This window comes from Gordonia abscondita, assembly GCF_032711245.1.
In the GTDB taxonomy this organism is placed as follows: Bacteria; Actinomycetota; Actinomycetes; order Mycobacteriales; family Mycobacteriaceae; genus Gordonia.
The window spans coordinates 1,894,601-1,910,170 of the sequence record NZ_CP128986.1 but is presented as its reverse complement, the minus strand read 5'-3'; the positions used below and the strand labels follow the sequence as shown (position 1 = coordinate 1,910,170).

The 15,570-nt window shown below is 64.7% G+C and carries 14 protein-coding genes; 2 read left to right on the top strand and 12 right to left on the bottom strand.

The genetic code is table 11. The features are described 5' to 3' along the window. Positions 1-28 precede the first annotated feature (28 nt). Positions 29-853, bottom strand: a complete 825-nt coding sequence (locus MP11Mi_RS08985; RefSeq protein WP_420041938.1) for a tyrosine-protein phosphatase — start codon at positions 851-853, stop codon at positions 29-31. Between the two features lie 43 nt (positions 854-896). Here MP11Mi_RS08985 and MP11Mi_RS08980 point away from each other — a divergent pair, with 43 nt between their 5' ends. Further along, positions 897-2,183, top strand: coding sequence for an amidohydrolase (locus tag MP11Mi_RS08980; RefSeq protein WP_420041937.1), 1,287 nt, complete (start codon positions 897-899; stop codon positions 2,181-2,183). A gap of 4 nt (positions 2,184-2,187) precedes the next feature. On the opposite strand, the gene MP11Mi_RS08975 is transcribed toward MP11Mi_RS08980, so the two are convergent. After that, positions 2,188-2,871 carry a GntR family transcriptional regulator gene (locus tag MP11Mi_RS08975; RefSeq protein ID WP_420041936.1) on the bottom strand — a complete coding sequence of 228 codons (684 nt, stop codon included), beginning with the start codon at positions 2,869-2,871 and terminating at the stop codon, positions 2,188-2,190. Between the two features lie 309 nt (positions 2,872-3,180). Here MP11Mi_RS08975 and MP11Mi_RS08970 point away from each other — a divergent pair, with 309 nt between their 5' ends. Continuing rightward, positions 3,181-4,071: an HpcH/HpaI aldolase/citrate lyase family protein gene (locus tag MP11Mi_RS08970; protein WP_420041935.1), complete on the top strand. Its 891-nt coding sequence runs from the start codon at positions 3,181-3,183 to the stop codon at positions 4,069-4,071. A gap of 38 nt (positions 4,072-4,109) precedes the next feature. On the opposite strand, the gene MP11Mi_RS08965 is transcribed toward MP11Mi_RS08970, so the two are convergent. The 10 genes from MP11Mi_RS08965 to MP11Mi_RS08920 all read right to left on the bottom strand — a co-directional run bounded on the left by MP11Mi_RS08965 (position 4,110) and on the right by MP11Mi_RS08920 (position 15,456). Further along, positions 4,110-4,976 (bottom strand): DUF1266 domain-containing protein, encoded by an 867-nt coding sequence (locus MP11Mi_RS08965; protein WP_420041934.1) that lies wholly within the window; start codon positions 4,974-4,976, stop codon positions 4,110-4,112. Beyond that, a complete protein-coding gene (locus tag MP11Mi_RS08960) occupies positions 4,976-5,806 on the bottom strand; it encodes a DUF1266 domain-containing protein (protein WP_420041933.1) in 831 nt (276 codons plus the stop codon). Before MP11Mi_RS08960 ends, MP11Mi_RS08965 begins: the two co-directional genes overlap by 1 nt. An 11-nt stretch (positions 5,807-5,817) precedes the next feature. After that, positions 5,818-6,603, bottom strand: coding sequence for a DUF1266 domain-containing protein (locus tag MP11Mi_RS08955; protein ID WP_420041932.1), 786 nt, complete (start codon positions 6,601-6,603; stop codon positions 5,818-5,820). A gap of 235 nt (positions 6,604-6,838) precedes the next feature. Further along, a complete protein-coding gene (locus tag MP11Mi_RS08950; RefSeq protein WP_420041931.1) occupies positions 6,839-7,618 on the bottom strand; it encodes a coniferyl-alcohol dehydrogenase in 780 nt (259 codons plus the stop codon). Between the two features lie 47 nt (positions 7,619-7,665). Further along, a complete protein-coding gene (locus MP11Mi_RS08945) occupies positions 7,666-9,093 on the bottom strand; it encodes a purine-cytosine permease family protein (protein ID WP_420041930.1) in 1,428 nt (475 codons plus the stop codon). A 41-nt stretch (positions 9,094-9,134) separates the two neighbouring features. Beyond that, positions 9,135-10,388, bottom strand: a complete 1,254-nt coding sequence (locus MP11Mi_RS08940; RefSeq protein ID WP_420041929.1) for an FAD-dependent monooxygenase — start codon at positions 10,386-10,388, stop codon at positions 9,135-9,137. A 57-nt stretch (positions 10,389-10,445) separates the two neighbouring features. Beyond that, positions 10,446-11,918, bottom strand: coding sequence for an aldehyde dehydrogenase (locus MP11Mi_RS08935; protein ID WP_420041928.1), 1,473 nt, complete (start codon positions 11,916-11,918; stop codon positions 10,446-10,448). 219 nt (positions 11,919-12,137) lie between these two features. Then, positions 12,138-12,977, bottom strand: coding sequence for an alpha/beta fold hydrolase (locus MP11Mi_RS08930; protein ID WP_420041927.1), 840 nt, complete (start codon positions 12,975-12,977; stop codon positions 12,138-12,140). A 45-nt stretch (positions 12,978-13,022) separates the two neighbouring features. Further along, positions 13,023-14,075 carry a M29 family metallopeptidase gene (locus MP11Mi_RS08925; RefSeq protein ID WP_420041926.1) on the bottom strand — a complete coding sequence of 351 codons (1,053 nt, stop codon included), beginning with the start codon at positions 14,073-14,075 and terminating at the stop codon, positions 13,023-13,025. Between the two features lie 40 nt (positions 14,076-14,115). Next, entirely contained in the window at positions 14,116-15,456 is a 1,341-nt protein-coding gene (locus MP11Mi_RS08920) for an amidase (RefSeq protein ID WP_420041925.1), read from the bottom strand. Positions 15,457-15,570: the final 114 nt, after the last annotated feature.

The following is a 15,570-nucleotide window of genomic DNA, read 5'->3' as shown; positions in this document are numbered from 1 at the left end:
CGACCCGCATCCTGTGCGCCGGTCAACGTCACTCGAGGAAGCTCGCGCGAAGGGTGTCAGGCACACTCGGATCGAGACCGAGTCCGTCGGTGAGATAGCCCTCGATCGATCCGTACCGGGTGTCGACCTCCTCGAATGCGCTGGCCAGATACTCTTTCCGGACTCCGAGAATCGGCAGCAGAAGATCGGGATCGCCGCCCTCGGACGCAAACTTGTCGAAGATCGGTTTGTATGCGGGCACCAGCCGATCGTTGGTGAGCAGATAGTCGGTGAAAACGTCCTCGCGTGACACACCGAGAACGGTGAGCACCGACGCCGCAGCCCAACCGGTGCGGTCCTTGCCCGCGGTGCAGTGGAATGCGACAGGGGCTCGATCAAGGCCGGCGAGCCCGGTGAAGAAGCGCGCGTACGCGGTGTTCGCGCTCGGCAACGTGATCATGTCGCGGTAGGTTCCGGCGATCGCGGCGGCAGCCGTTCCGTCGTTCAGCGCCTTACTGACCTCGACAGCGAGTTTCGGGTCAGCGAAGACGCCACCGAGACTCGCGGGGATCGCGGTCGACGAGTCGGCGAGCACGTCCAACGCAATGTCCTCCACGCCGTCGAACGCCAGGTCCGGGGCGGCGGCGCGCTCGGCCTTCGACCGAAGGTCGTACACGGTCCGTACACCGAGAGCCTGGAAGAGCTTCGCGTCGTCGCCGGTGATCGCTTCGAAGTCAGCAGTCCGATACAGCAAGCCGGGACGGACCGCACGTCCGTCGGAGCCACGCCAGCCGCCGAGGTCCCGCAGGTTGGGGAGCGAGACGATGGGGCTCGGCGCTCCGGGTTGTATGTTCGGATTCTGCAGATCAGTCATGGATATGAGATTAGCGTCGCGCGTTCACCGATACGGTGGTCCTGTGACCTTCGCCGCACCTCTCCCCCAGGAACTGATCTCTCGTGTCAATGAAGTCGTCGATACCGACACTGATCGGCTGGTCGAGATATTCAAGGACATCCACCGCAATCCCGAGTTGGCGTTCGGCGAGGTGCATACGTCTCGGCTGATCGAGAAGGCTTTACAGAAGCTCGGTTTCGACGTCACCAAAGGCATCGGACGCACCGGGATCGCCGCCACACTCCGCAACGGCGACGGCCCCGTCGTCATGTATCGCGCCGACATGGACGCGAACGCCATCGAGGAGCAGACCGGGCTGGACTACGCGAGCAACGTGCAGGTGACCCGCGAAGACGGCTCCGTCGTCCCCGCGGCACACATGTGCGGCCACGACGCACATGTCACCTGGTTGATCGGCATGGCGAACGCACTTGTCGCGGTGCGTGATTCGTGGTCGGGAACGGCAGTGTTGATCGGTCAGCCCGCCGAGGAGCCGATCACCGGAGCCAAGGCGATGGTCGACGACGGGCTTTACAACTTCATCCCGAAACCCGACGTCCTCATCGGCATGCACACGATGCCCGCGCCGGTCGGCATCGTGTCGTCCTCGCCCGGCCCGCGGCTGGCGGGCACCGATCAGGTCGACATCGTCTTCCACGGAGTCGGCGGGCACGGCTCCATGCCGGAGCGGACGAAGGACCCCCTGCAGATGGCCGCGCGGGCTGTCGTCGCGTTCTCGTCGGTGGTAGCCGAGCAAATCGATCCGTCACAGACTGCGATCCTGACAGTCGGGGCGATCGCGGCGGGCGCCGACAACAACGTGATCCCGTCGCGGGCCGTGATCAGGACCAACATCCGCTGGTACGACCCGCAAGTCCGCGAGACACTTCTCGACGCCATCGAGTCGGTCTCCCAGCAGATCGCCCGCGACGCCGGCGTCGGCGACGATCTGCTGCCGGAGATCATCTTGAAGGGCGGCTCGCTCCCGCTGGTCAACGATCCCGAACTCGCCGCGGCGATGTCGACATCGCTGGCCGCGACCATCGGCGACGACCGAGTGCTCACCGATCTGCCTGCCGCGACCGCGTCCGAGGACGTGCAGATCCTCAAGGGCCCGTACCCGGACATGCCGTTCAACTATCTGATGGTCGGCATCGCCGATTCCGCACTGGTCGCGGCGGCGCGGGCACACGGCGACGACGTTCCGTTCTCCCCGCACACCCCGAACTACATCGTCGACCTCGCCGCGGTTCCGTACGGAACCAAGGTCGCCGCCTACGCGATGCTCGGCCTGTTGCGCGGGGAGTGACCGCTCACGTCGCGGCGTGCTGCAGTTCGTCGAAGATCCGCGGTAGCGCCGCCCGACTCGCCTGCTGAACGTGGTGCTCGCCTGCACGCCGGGCGCCGTCTACGTCGCCGGAGATAATCGCGTCCCGAATCGCGCGGATCTCGGTCAATGTCTCCGGGTGCCGCTCGGGAAGCGACAGCGAGTAGCGCCGCAGCAGGTTGATCCGTACGCGCAGCAGCCGCAGAGTCGACGTGAGTTGCTCGTTGCCCGCGCCGAGGAGCAGCACGTCGTAGAAGTCGGCTTTCGCCGCAATGATCGCGGTCAGGTCACCGGTGTCGACGGCGGCCTCCAGCCGCTCGATCACCTCCCACAGAGCCCGCTTGTGCTCGACAGTTCCGCGGCGCGCGAACAAGCTGCACGCCAACGACTCCAGCGACTCCCGAAGTTCGAACATCTGCTCGGCGTCGGCGTACGACACCGTGACGACGACGGCGCCACGGTTGGGTTCGATGGTCACGAAGCCTTCGGCTTCGATCTGCCGCAGCGTCTCCCGGACGACCGTGCGGGAGACATCGAAGTCCTCGCACAATTCCCGCTCGTTGAGTCGAGAGCCGGGTTCGAGCATGCCGGTGCTGATCCGGTCGCGGATCGACGTCGCGAGCCGCTGTCTGGTTGGCGCCGCTACCGGAGCCGTCTCGTCTGCACTCATTCGCGCGCCTCCTCGATCGCCGTCGAACACTCGGGGCATGCACGTGAATCTACTGTGCAGACGCGGTGCGCGCAGCGCTGGGTGCTGGCAAGTTCAGCGCCGCGACGCAATCTCGTAATACAATGTCCACATCGCGCTGCCGTCCGCTATTTCTTTAGTACTCGCAGGTAATAATTGGTTTGAGTACATTCATTTCACGACGAACCGGTCACAGACACGGTCGCGCGGATGGAAGATTGGGTCAGATCGTCATACAATTTGTCTGATGAGCGAGACCACACGCCAAGCCGCCTCCGGAACGGGCCAGCCATGCGTGACGTCCGCCGAGACCTCTCCCATTACGAGCCCACAAGGAAGTCCGTGACCTCTGCACCAGCCCCGATCGACTACGCCCTCTCCCGCTCCTGGCTACTCGTCAACGGAGCCCGCCCCGAAGGCTTCGCCGACGCCACCGCGTCGGAGGCCGACCAACTGATCTTCGACCTTGAAGACGCCGTCGCACCCGCCCGTAAGCCGACCGCTCGCGACGCCGTCGCGGACTGGCTGGACCGTCCCGGCAATACCGGTTGGGTCCGGCTCAACGACGCCGAAACCGAATTCTGGAGCGACGACATCGCACGTCTGCGGTCGTGCAACGGACTGCGCGGCGTCATCCTCGCGAAGGTCGAGTCGGCGACGCACGTCACGGACACGATCGCCGCATTCGGCGGACGCGTCGACGTGATCGCGCTCGTCGAATCTGCACTCGGCATCGAGGAGGCGACGACGATCGCGCGTGCGGGCACCGTCCGGCTCGCCTTCGGAAGCGGTGACTACCGCCGCGACACCGGTACCGCCGCAACCGATCTCGCGATGGCATACGCCCGTTCACGGCTGACCAACTCGTCGCGGGTCGCGAAGCTACCCAACCCGATCGACGGCCCCACGCCCGGCCCCAACCTCGATCTGCTCCGCACCCAGACGGCAGCCGCGCGTGCGACCGGCATGACCGGCCGTCTCTGCTTGTTCGGCGAGCAGGCCCGCGTCGTGAACGAAGCGATGAGCCCGACCAGCGCCGACGTCGACTGGGCTCGCGGGTTCCTCGCCGACTTCGCACGCGCAGGTGGCGAAGTACGTGACGGCAGCGATAAGCCTCGCCTCCACGAAGCCGACCGCATCACCCGCCTCGCCTCCGCCTACGGCGTCACAGCAGGCGTCTGACACACCGACTCTTTCACCGGTCGAGCGAGTCGCCCCACCTACTCCAGCGGTTCGGTCGGGAATGGGAGGTGGTTCCACGGCGAGTGGATCGAGTCGAGAAACGGGCGAACCCATTCGATCGCGTCGACGACTTCCCTACCCCAGGTGTCGGGATAGGTGACGATGCGGCCCGCGCTCATACCGAGCCCGTATGCGCGCCACGACGAGTAGTGTTCGAGCGCGGCGTCTCGGGTCGCAAGCGCGACGTTGCGCACGATACTCTCATCTCCCCATCCCTCCACGACGCCCCAGCGCGCCACATTCCCGGCACGCACATAGTCGTAGGCGTCGAGTGCTTCGACCTCCTCGTCCGGGGCGAGGAGGCGGGCGCGACGGAGCGTGTCTTCAGCCATCCGGATCCCGGGGATCGATTCGACTAGCGACTCCGCGTATCCGGGCGGTGCTTCGATGCGCGCGGCCTCGTCGCGGAGGGCCCGCTCCCACGTCGCGTCGTCGAGCGTCGGCACGTCACGGGTTCGTCGCGCGTCACGTCGGATGTCGGCGGCGTGGTAAGCAGTCGAGTCGCCGTAACCGCCGGACACGAGGCGGTTGAGACGGTCCATCCACACGTCGGCGTCCTCGATGCCCCACACATCGTTGAGGATGTATCGCACATTGCCGGGCGTCAGGTCGCCGACGTCGGTCAGCGAGTTCCACCTGCCCTCGTTCGCGGCGACCAGCGGCCCGGACATGGCGAGCCCCTGCGCGACTGGTCCGTACAGGTAGCCGTCGACATCGACCGGCAGCGGCGCTGACGTGAAGTCGCGTGCCATCACGTCGGCGAGCTTCTCGGGACTGTCTCCCGAACCCCAGTCAGGTTCCGCGTGGTCGTCGGTGGATCGTCGCGAACGGCGCAGCAAAGCCATCAGTCGTCTCCGAACCAGTCGGGCAGACCGGTGAAGTCTGCGGTCAGCGGGAAGTCGAGGTTGCGCCACGGGCTGTCGACAGCGGTCAACAGCGTCGCGAGTGCGGGGAGTCCGGCGTCCCACGCGGCGCGACGCCGCTCGGGCGGCTCGTGGAGCGTCCAGCCGGCGAGAGTCGACGTCCCGATCTCGGCCCAGTCGGCGAACTCGGCGCCCGCGAGGTCGCGCGCGGCGAGCAGGCCCTGCCGGACCGCGGCACGATCGCCATAGCCGGACTGCGCGCCCCACCGAACCGCCGTCACCACTCGGGAGCACTGCACGCCCGTCAACGAGCGCAGCACCGTGCCCTCAGGGAGGAGTCCCGCGTCCGCGATCCATTCGTCGACTTCGGCGACGGCCGGACACAGTCTGTCGACGGCGTCGTGCGCGGACTGATCTTGCTCGCCCGCGGCCAGGAGTTCGTGCAGTTCCCCCTGCCAGTGGGCGAGGCTGATGGCGTGGCCATCACGTCTCATCATCTCGGCGCGGGCGCTCAGGACGAATCCGAGATCGCCGAACATATCGGGTTCGAGACAATCGCCGAGATGCGCCACCCAGTCGGCGGTGCTGTCGATACCGTTGCGCGACAGGTTGACTCGCACCTCGTAGGTCGACACGTCACCGGTCACAAGGCTGTTCCAGGCGATACAGCCTTCGGTGGCCGACATCGCGTCGAGGGCGAGCGCCTGCGCCTGATCGTCGTAGAGCGGACCGTTCGGGTCCACGACGATCGTCGACGTCGCCGCCGCGTAAACGCCTGCGCCGTATCTGGTGTTCGCGGTGTCGCGATCCATGCCACGGTCGATCACGGCCGGCCCGGGAACGGCACGTTGGTCCACGGGCTCAACGAATCGGTCGTCAGTAGCTTCATCGCCGCTACCGGCCCGGTATACGGTTCGTCCACCGGGTAGCCGCCGTACAGCATGGTCGAGGCCATCGCGTACGACGCGGCGAACGACCTCCACGAACTGAAGACGGCGGAGGCGTTGTGGCCGATGGCTTCGATCATCTGCTGCACGGTCGCCGGGTCGGCGTATCCCATTCGTGCGCCTGCCTGAGTCAGATAGGCAGCGGTCGCCAGATCGTGGGCGAACATCGTCACGACGCGTTCGCCCGCAGGCAGCATCTCGTCGGCTGCGAGCTGCTGTTCGGCGTGAAAAGCCTTGACCGCCAGCCGCATCACGAGATCTATGCGGTCGGGGATCCACCCGTCCCGCTCGGCGCGATCGCTGACCGCGCGCAACCAGTCATCGATGTCGAGGTATGCGGCGTCGACCCGCTCGAGCACTTCGTCGCGCACGTCGAGCGCCGTCTCCCCCGCCTGTCCCCGAATGTGCTCGCCGCGGATCATCTGGTCGGTGACCGTCAGCCACGACGCTGCGCTGTTGATCTGCCAGCGACGCACCAGACTCAACTTCTCCTCGACCGAGGCTTCGACGACCCTGACCGGTGCACCTGGGCGTTCCGGACTGTTCCAGAACACGCCGAGACCGAGCGCTAGCGGAGCGCCGAGCGCGAGGACCGCCGCGTACGGGCCGTGTGTCGGACCGTACGGCGAGGTCAGGATCGGCGATCCGAAGCCAGGTGTCACGAGCTGCTCCTCGACAGACGCGGAGCGTGACTCTCACGGCCCCCGAGAGTGAACATAACGCACCGTCGTTGGTTGTGTCGTTCACCCTGTGGACGATTGCGCGACGCGCCGGCACGTTGGACGTCACCGACACCCGACAGCGAGCGGGGCGGACATGCGATGCCATGCCCACTCCCGCTCGCAGTCCCGGCGTCCCGAACCTCAGGACAGAGCCGCGGGCCTCAACGGCCCCGGGTCATAGGATCGCGCCGTCGAACGTCGCGGCCAGTCCGCCGTCAAGGGGAATGTCGGTGCCGTTGACCCAGATCGACTCATCGCCGAGCAGCCAGGTGATCAGCGGCGCGATGTCCTCAACCGTGCCGTCACGGCCAACGCGAGTGATGTCGTCCTCAACCCGCACGGCTCCCAACGATTCGATGAACTCCTTGCGCAGACCCGTGGACACCGGTCCGGGATTCACCGCGTTGACTCGAATTCCCTTGGCGAGCCACTCCGCCGCCTGAACGCGCGCCCAAACGCGCACCGCCTCCTTCGAATACGGGTAGGAGAAGCCGTTTTCCACCGGGTGCTCGGCGAGCCACTGGAGTCCGGATTGAAATGAGTCGGTGCGCGCAAGCGCGAAGTGCTGCTCTTTGCGCTCGTACCAGCCACCGCCAGCCACCGACGCGCACACGACAACCGAGGCGCCGGGCGCAAACGCCGACTCCAACCCCTGGGTGAGCGCGCGGAGGCCGAGGAAGTTGACTCGCAGAGTGAGATCGGCGCCACCGAGTCCGGAAACGCCCGCGACATTGGCCAGTCCGTTGATGGGTCCGGCAGCGGCAATTTTGGATACCGCGACTCCGATACTCGCCTCGTCACCGAGGTCGGCTTCGACGAATTCTGCCAGCTCGACGGCTTCGGGAGCATGCCTGTCAACGCCGATCACCTTGTGCCCCGCCGCAATGAGACGTCGTGACGTTTCGAGGCCGATGCCAGCGGAGCAGCCGGTTACAACATAGGTCTTTTCACTCATTGTATTCCTTGATCTTTCTAATTTGACAACGCAATTGTCTTGCGCATTTACAGGGCGTGATCGGGATCGATATCGGCTAGCCCAGGCTGATCGTCCCGAATGTTCCGAGACCGTAGACGCCCCTTGGAACGGGCGATCGAAATGGATGTGCCACAATAGATGAGGGCGGCGACCACCATACTTACGAGGTAACTCAGGTCGGCACCGTCGAGAGCAATCGCCACTGAGCCGGTGTGGATGAACGACGACATGAATGGAATGCACACCGCCACACCGACGAGATAGGCCAGCCAGGCGCGCCAGTGGAAGGCCGGATTGGCACGCTCGAGCGAAAAGTCGACGTCAGAGTATCCGTGTCGACCCTTCTTTACCAGGAAGAAGTCAGCGAGGAAGATCGCGTCCATAGCAGGGACTGTGTATTGGACGGCGAGTAGCCACTTTTCGTAGTTGGCAGCAAAGTTCTCGCGGAACACGATCGCGAGGACCGTGCCGAACGCTGCGACGCCCGCAGCCGTCGCCCATCGCGAGACGCGAAGCCCGAACACCAACGTAGTGAGGCTGCCGCTGTATACGTTGAGCACATTGGCTCCGACGGTCCCGGCGGCGAAGGCCAGTGCGATCGGAATCTTCAATCCGCCTGATACCTGGCCGACAAGCGCCGTAGCGTCGGCCGTCGGATCGATAGTGGCGATTGCCGCACCTAATGCGAAGACAAAGGTGCAGGACAGCGCCATCCCCAAGAACGAGGGGGTGAATATCTGCCTGAACGTCGTCTTGAGCGGCAGGTAGCGCGTGTAGTCCGAAGCGTAGGGCGTATAGCCGGGACCGGAATAGGTGAACGCGATTCCGACGATGGCCCCGAAGAGCCCCCACTTCTCGCCGCCGGTCAGCGCCGTGTCACCGGCGTAGTCCCATTGAATATCGTTGAACGCCACGAAGACGAGAATGACGAAGACGATCGCCACTGCGGCCGCCACCCATTTCTCGACTTTGTGAACCAGATCGTGGCCGATCATTGCCACGGCGAGAGTGATCAGACCGAGGACGATGATACCCGGTATCAGCGGAATTCCGAGGCCGTCGTTCAACGCCATGGCGCCGAGTACATCGAGGACAGTGAACCAGCCGATGAAGCTGAATAGGCCTATCAGCGACGGCAGTACCGCTCCGATACGACCGAAAGTCGCCCGACTCATCAACATCTGGGGAATGCCTAGCCGAAATCCAACATAGGACTTCGTCGGAATCAGGGTCGAGCCAAGCAGGATACCGATGATCGACGCGAAAATGGCCATCGGCAGACTGAGACCGAGTTGGACACCGAGCGCACCGGTCACGAACGTAGCAGGGGTGAGATTAGTCGAGCTCCAGATCCCGAAAAGACTGTGTGGTCTTCCCTTTCGTTGATCCGGACGGATTCGGTCAAGTCCCGCCTGCTCAATCGGCAGAACTCTGTCGGCAGATGTAGCGCTCATGCCTTACTCCTTGTGAACTATCAAGTGGTGGTTGATCGGCGCTACGACGTTGTGGCGACAGTTTGGGTATGCCCGCGAGGCGGAGTCCCCTGGTAAATGAAGTCAAACGAGATGTCCGCCTCCTGATGCTGCTCGAGGAAGCGCGCATCACGCCGTTCCTGCTCTGGTCCGTCTGGAAGATGGAAGAGATCGCGATTGCCGCCAGCACCACGCTGAACTCGTTCGACGTGCGGAGCCCGACGAGCCAAGTATCGGTCGATCCCCACCCGTGCCGGGACATCGTCGGACAGTTCCTCTGCCAGGATCGCGCCGTCCTCGATCGCCTCGGACGCGCCCTGTGAGAAGTACGGCAACATCGCATGGCATGCGTCTCCCAGGAGCACCACTCGCCCCCGACTCCAGTCGGCGAAGGGCGCTTGGCAGTTCAATGCCCATGCCATCACCTCGGGGTCCGACTCCGCGAGCATCTCGGTGACGCGGACATCCCAGCCCTCGAAGCACGCCCGCATCTCCTGTGCTGGCGCAACTATGCGCCACTCGTCGGCAACCTGCGGCGAGCACGGCACGATAGCGATGACGTTGAGGAACTGCATGTCGCGCACCGGGTACGCAACCAGGTGCCGGTTATGCCCGAGCCAGAAGTTCGCCGCAGGCCAGTCAGCGAACCACGACGTCGCAGAGTTTGTGCGTAGGCGATCCATCGGCACCAGCGCTCGGTAGGCCATATCGCCACTCTGAATGATCTCCGACGGGCCGCCGATCGCCGTGCGCACCTCCGAGCGAATGCCGTCGGCGCCGATGATGACATCAGCGGTGTACCGCTTCCCGTCGACCGTCACCACCGTGGGGGACTCGCTGTCGACGTCTTCGATCGTCGATACACGCTGACCGGTTATGACCTCGGCAGCCGGACCCGGCTGATTCGGGTCGACGGCCGCATCCAGAGTGATCCGGTGGATATCGGCACGGTGGACGTGAAAGTAGGGGGCTCCGTACTTCCGCGTGGCCGTCGATCCAAGGGTGGTCTTGGCGAGAATCCTGCCGTCCTGCCATCTGCGCCGTACCGATTCCTGAACCACCAGTCCGATCCGGTTCAGCTCATCGGCAAGTCCGAGGTCGTACAGGACGCTCGACGCATTCGGGCCGATCTGCAGCCCCGCACCAACCTCACCGAGTTCTTCTGCCTGTTCGAGGACGGTCACCTCGATGCCGCGTCGTCGGAGGGCCAGCGCAGCGGTCAGGCCGCCGATACCGCCGCCGACGACGATGGCGCTTCTGCATTTGTTGTCTGTCATGGTTGTCTCTGCTCCCGTTGTGTCTTCGGACGCGGTATGCGACCGGCTGGCCTGCGATCAGATCGGATAGTGGCGGGATCCCGCCTGGATGGTGACCCACCGCAGCTCCGTGAATTCATCGACGGCCGCACGGGTCCCGAACTTGCCCCAGCCGCTCGCACCGGTACCCCCGAATGGGGCTTGCGGTTCATCCTGAACGGTGGCGCTGTTGATGTGGCACATCCCCGAGTGAATGCGTTTGGCAACTTCGAGCGCCTGTGCGGCATTGGTCGAGAAGACCGAGGCGGTCAGTCCGTACTCGGTATCGTTCGCTCGGGCGATGGCTTCCTCCGGACCCGAGACCTCGATGAGCGACACCACGGGGCCGAATGACTCCTCCGCGTAAATTCGCATGTCCGGGGTCACGCCACGCAAGACGGTTGGTCGTATGTAAAGCCCGTCGGTGCTGCCGCCGGTGAGGACGTCCGCGCCCTTTTCCTTGGCATCGGCGATCAGTTCCATGACGTGATCTCGTGCGCCGGCGTGGACTACCGGGCCGATCTGCGACCGGGAGTCACTCGGCGGACCGACGACGAGCGTCGACGCACGATTGGCCAGTCGCGCAGCGAACTCGTCGATAGCTGTCGCATCAACGATGATCCGCTCGGTGGACATGCAGATCTGCCCCTGATTCATGAACGCGCCGAAGGTGGCAGCGGCCGCGGCTTCTTCGATATCTGCGTCTGCGAGAACGATCTGCGGTGCTTTGCCACCGAGTTCGAGAACGGTCCGTTTCAGGTGGCGTCCCGCCGTCTCAGCGATGATGCGCCCGACACGGGTCGAGCCGGTGAAATTCACCCGTGCCGTCTGCGGGTGCGCGATGAGCGCTTCGACGACGTCCGCAGCATCCTCCGGAGCATTGGTCAGGAAGTTCACCACTCCGTCGGGCGCGCCGGCGTCTCGAAGGCATTCGATGATGATCCGCTGGGACAGCGGCGTGAGTTCAGACCCTTTGAGCACGACCGTGTTGCCGAGCACCAACGGCATGGCGATGGCGCGCACCCCGAGAATGAGTGGTGCATTCCAGGGCGCGATGCCGATGACAACACCGGCGGGTTGGCGAATCGACATGGAGGTCAGCCCCGGAACGTCGGAGGGCGACGTATCGCCGACCGCCGAATATGCCTGAGCGGCGGATTCGGTCAGCATGCCTTGCGCCACATGGACATTGAAGTCGCACCAGGGTGCTGTGGCACCCATCTCGCGCCCCATGGTCGTCACGATCTCGGCGGTCCGCTCCTGTAGGAGCTCCGCTGCCTTCGCTAGCACCGCGCGCCGTTGGCGGGGCGGCAGAGCCGCCCATGCCGGGAACGCCGCCGCAGCGGCGTCGACGGCGTGGCGGGCGTCGCCGACGGTCCCGGCAGCGACCTGGGCGATCGTCTCGCCGGTGGCCGCATCCACGGTCTCGAAATACTGCCCGGACGTGGCCGGCGAACTTGTGCCGTTGATGAGTAGATCGACGACCGGGACGGGAGGGGAGATTGTTGTCACAACGGGCTCCTGTGCAAAAGTGGGGAGGACTGGGTTCTAGTTGGTTGAGCTGGGGATTCCCGCGTCGGTCAGTACCGACCGGCCGGCCTCCGATGGATGCACGAAACTGCGGAAACCCATGAAGGCTTCCGGTTTACCCAGCGGGTTGGCCACAGATTCGCTCGGTGTGTCACGCCGAGTGCTGAAACATGCAGTGCTGTAACGGAGCGGCAGCCGCGATCAGGCGAGTGCGGACAGAAATTCTTCGATACGAGTCACTGTTTCCTCCGGATTGTCCATCGGGACCATGTGGCCGCTCTTCGAGACCGAGACAACCGAGGCTCCAGGGTGCAACGCCCTCAGACTCGCCGCCGTCTCACTGGACACGACCGGGCTGTCGTCGCCGAATAGCAAGAGCGTGGGCACCGTGATATTGCGCCAGACCGGCTCAAACGACTCGAGGTGGAAATGAGCGAAGGCTTCCACGAGCGCCACCTCGTCGCAGGCTCCCAGCCAATCGCCACGTTCAGCGACCTGCTCGGCACCCCAACGCGGATTAGCGGTAGCAGCGGCGACACGTCCTTCACCTCTGCGCGCGGCCATCACCCCGTCGACCATCCGATCCAGCGGGATCGGGTACGGCGGCCTCCCGGGACCCGACATCGGCGGATCGATCGCCACCAATGCTTGTGCGACACCAGGGAATTGCACCGTCGCTTGCGCTGCCACCCTGGCCCCCATCGAGTGTCCGATCAGAATGGGGTCGGACAAGTCGCTGTGCTCGACGAGAGCTAGGACATCCTGCGCGTAGTCGACCGAGCTGTGAGTTCCGAACGGGGACTTCTCGGAGAGACCGCGACCCCGGGTGTCGAGGACGTAGACGTCACCGACACCCGGCAAGCCAGCCAAACGCCAAGCGAAGGATCCTGCCGATGCGGCCGGCGTGGTGATTCCAGGCACGACTACGACGTCCGGGCCGTCGTTGCCCCGCCACCGCAACGAGTGCAGTCGTAGTGCGTCGGATCGAAAGAAGATCGATTCGGGAAGTACCGGACACTCCGGCGACACGATTCGTGGCATTGGGTGGCTCCTTCGCTACAGGTGTGGGGGTGAACTAGGAGGTGGTCAGCGGCCGGGAGCCTTAAGTTCAGGCACCGCGATGTCGCCGTCCTTGACGACCAACGTCTCGTCGAGTTCGAGGGTGTATCCGTGCAGCGGGATGTCGAGGTGGCACGGTGAGGCGTTGGACCCGCCGAGTTCCTGGTTCGGTCCGGTCGCGAACAGGATGTTCCCGTAGAACGAGCGACCCTCCTGCCCCACTCCACGGGTATCCATCATCGGCCCGGACCAGCGAGCCTTCTCGTTGAGCCCCCAGCCGATATGCGAGATCGCGTACCCGTTGGGATCGTTGAACTGGTCCATGTAGTCGCGCATCAGCCCCGCGTCGAGGTCACCTGTCATCTCGGTGATGAATCCCTTCTCGACGTGCATGGTGATCGGCGTGCGGATGTGAGACTTGAACGGATAGATGATCGTTCCCGGGTCGAGCACGATCTTGCCGTCGACGCCGTCGTCGTAGGCTCCGGTGAACAGGAACCCCGACGGCCAGTGGTCCCAGCCACCCGGCTCATCGACATATCCGTACTGCGTGATGGTCGGGTACTTCCCCAGCTTGTAGAGCAGGTCCGTGCCATTCGGGTGCGTGACCCGAAGGTTCTTTGCCGCCCTTAGCATTTCGCCGCCGATGTCGACGCGCTCGCGGATGCTCGGATCAGGAAGAAGGCGGGCGAGCACGTCGGTCGGCTCAACGGCCAACAAGATGCGGGTGCCCGCGGCCTGAATCTCGAGTTGTTCTTCGGAGAAGAGCATGAAGATGAGGTCGACAACCATGTCGGCGCTCTTGAGGACGTCGATCACCGGACGATGCCCGGTCACTGCGGTGCTGCCGACTTCCCAGGCGGAGGCGCCGCTGCCCGCGCCATCCTTGCCTCGCATCGACGGTGCTCGCACGTGGAACGGCAGCGCGCCGAGCTCCTTGGCGGCCTGCATGAATGCCGCCGCATGTTCGACCAGCTCGCCCGGCGAGTCGTCGGACAGGATGGCGATGGACTCGCCCTCATGTACACCGCAGAGTCGCAGTTCCTCGCGGCAGATGGCGACGAAGTCGTGTGTATTCATTGTCAAACTCCTCTTTCGGGTTGCGTCCGGATGGACGGATTCAGTTGCGCTCGGTTGAGCTCAGTGCCGCCTCGATGGCGGCGAGATCGGCGAGAAGTGTGCGGTCGTCGCCGTGGAGACCCACGACCTGCACACCCACGGGAAGCCCGCTGGTGTCGGTGTATCCGGGAACGTTGGCAGCCGGAAGTCCGAGAAGGGTCGCCGGACGGCACATCACCGGATCGCCGGTGAAGTCGAGACCAGGCGGCGCGACACCGAGTGCACTCGGCGCGAGGACGACGTCACCTATCCCAGCGAGACGTCGAGCATCGCCGAGTGCTGCGTCGCGGCGCCGAAGGACCGCTGCGTGATCGCCCGGGTTCGCACGCAACCCCTGCTCGACGACCGCACGTGCCGCCGTAGAGATCCCGTCGATCCGGTCACCCAGGGCCGCCGTCATCGACGTCGCCACTTCAATCGCCATCAAGGTCTTGTGATCTTCAGGGAGGTCGCGCCAGGTCGGGGGCAACGGCGCTTCGGCGACGACCCAACCGTGGTCACGAAGCGCCGCAGCCGTAGCTTCGAGCGCTTCGTAGACCACCGGGTCGCACAGGCCCCACTCATCGCAGCGCAGCAGCAGCGCCCTCCGTGACGTGTCGGGACTGGCATGCAGTCCCTCGACGGCCAAGGCGCGATAGCAGAGTTCGAGGTCAGCGACCGTGCGCGCGAATACTCCGACGGTGTCGAGCGACTCCGCGAGACTCCATATCCCGTCCGCGTCGGTCCAGCCGCGCGTCGGTGTGAATCCGTAGACCCCGCAATAGGCGGCCGGACGGATCACCGAGCCCGCCGTCTGTGTGCCCAGCGCCACCGGCACCATACCCGCGGCGACGGCAGCAGCCGACCCGCTCGACGAGCCGCCGGGAGTCCGAGTGAGGTCAACCGGATTTCGTGTCCGCGACGGTTGGAACATCGCGAACTCCGTGCATTCGGTCTTGCCGAGAATGACCCCGCCGGCGTCACGAATTCGGGTGACGACCGCCGCGTCGCGATCCGGCTGGTGCTCTTCGAAAAGTGGTGATCCGTAGCCGGTCGGCAGCGCGGACGTGTCGATCACGTCCTTGACTCCCACGCAGACCCCGGACAGCGGACCGATCGGCCGGGCCGAGTCCGCCCGAAGTTGTGTGTCGACGTACTCCGCCGAGGTCGAACGGAAGGCGCCGATCACCGAATCAGAGTTCGACACTGCCTCGAGGCGTCCAGCTACAACCTCGCTGGCGCGAAGACCTCCTGCCCGAACCCCGGCGACAATCTGAGTGGCGGTCAACGGACGAGCAGGCTTCAGCCCTGCCCCGGAAGACCCGGCGTCCGATCCCGACAACGCTTCGATGTGATTTGGCACATACTCATTATGAAGGGTTCTTCACCTCTGACACAACCCTCACAGGTGACGATATTGTGAATCCGTGTTACGGACGAGTGGCATGGGTTACCAGAGGAATACCCGACGGCGTCC

Coding starts and splice junctions, on each gene's coding strand:
- MP11Mi_RS08985 (WP_420041938.1), bottom strand. CDS start 853: ATGACTGATCTGCAGAATCCGAACATACAACCCGGAGCGCCGAGCCCC.
- MP11Mi_RS08975 (WP_420041936.1), bottom strand. CDS start 2,871: ATGAGTGCAGACGAGACGGCTCCGGTAGCGGCGCCAACCAGACAGCGG.
- MP11Mi_RS08970 (WP_420041935.1), top strand. CDS start 3,181: ATGCGTGACGTCCGCCGAGACCTCTCCCATTACGAGCCCACAAGGAAG.
- MP11Mi_RS08965 (WP_420041934.1), bottom strand. CDS start 4,976: ATGGCTTTGCTGCGCCGTTCGCGACGATCCACCGACGACCACGCGGAA.
- MP11Mi_RS08960 (WP_420041933.1), bottom strand. CDS start 5,806: ATGGATCGCGACACCGCGAACACCAGATACGGCGCAGGCGTTTACGCG.
- MP11Mi_RS08950 (WP_420041931.1), bottom strand. CDS start 7,618: ATGAGTGAAAAGACCTATGTTGTAACCGGCTGCTCCGCTGGCATCGGC.
- MP11Mi_RS08945 (WP_420041930.1), bottom strand. CDS start 9,093: ATGAGCGCTACATCTGCCGACAGAGTTCTGCCGATTGAGCAGGCGGGA.
- MP11Mi_RS08940 (WP_420041929.1), bottom strand. CDS start 10,388: ATGACAGACAACAAATGCAGAAGCGCCATCGTCGTCGGCGGCGGTATC.
- MP11Mi_RS08930 (WP_420041927.1), bottom strand. CDS start 12,977: ATGCCACGAATCGTGTCGCCGGAGTGTCCGGTACTTCCCGAATCGATC.
- MP11Mi_RS08925 (WP_420041926.1), bottom strand. CDS start 14,075: ATGAATACACACGACTTCGTCGCCATCTGCCGCGAGGAACTGCGACTC.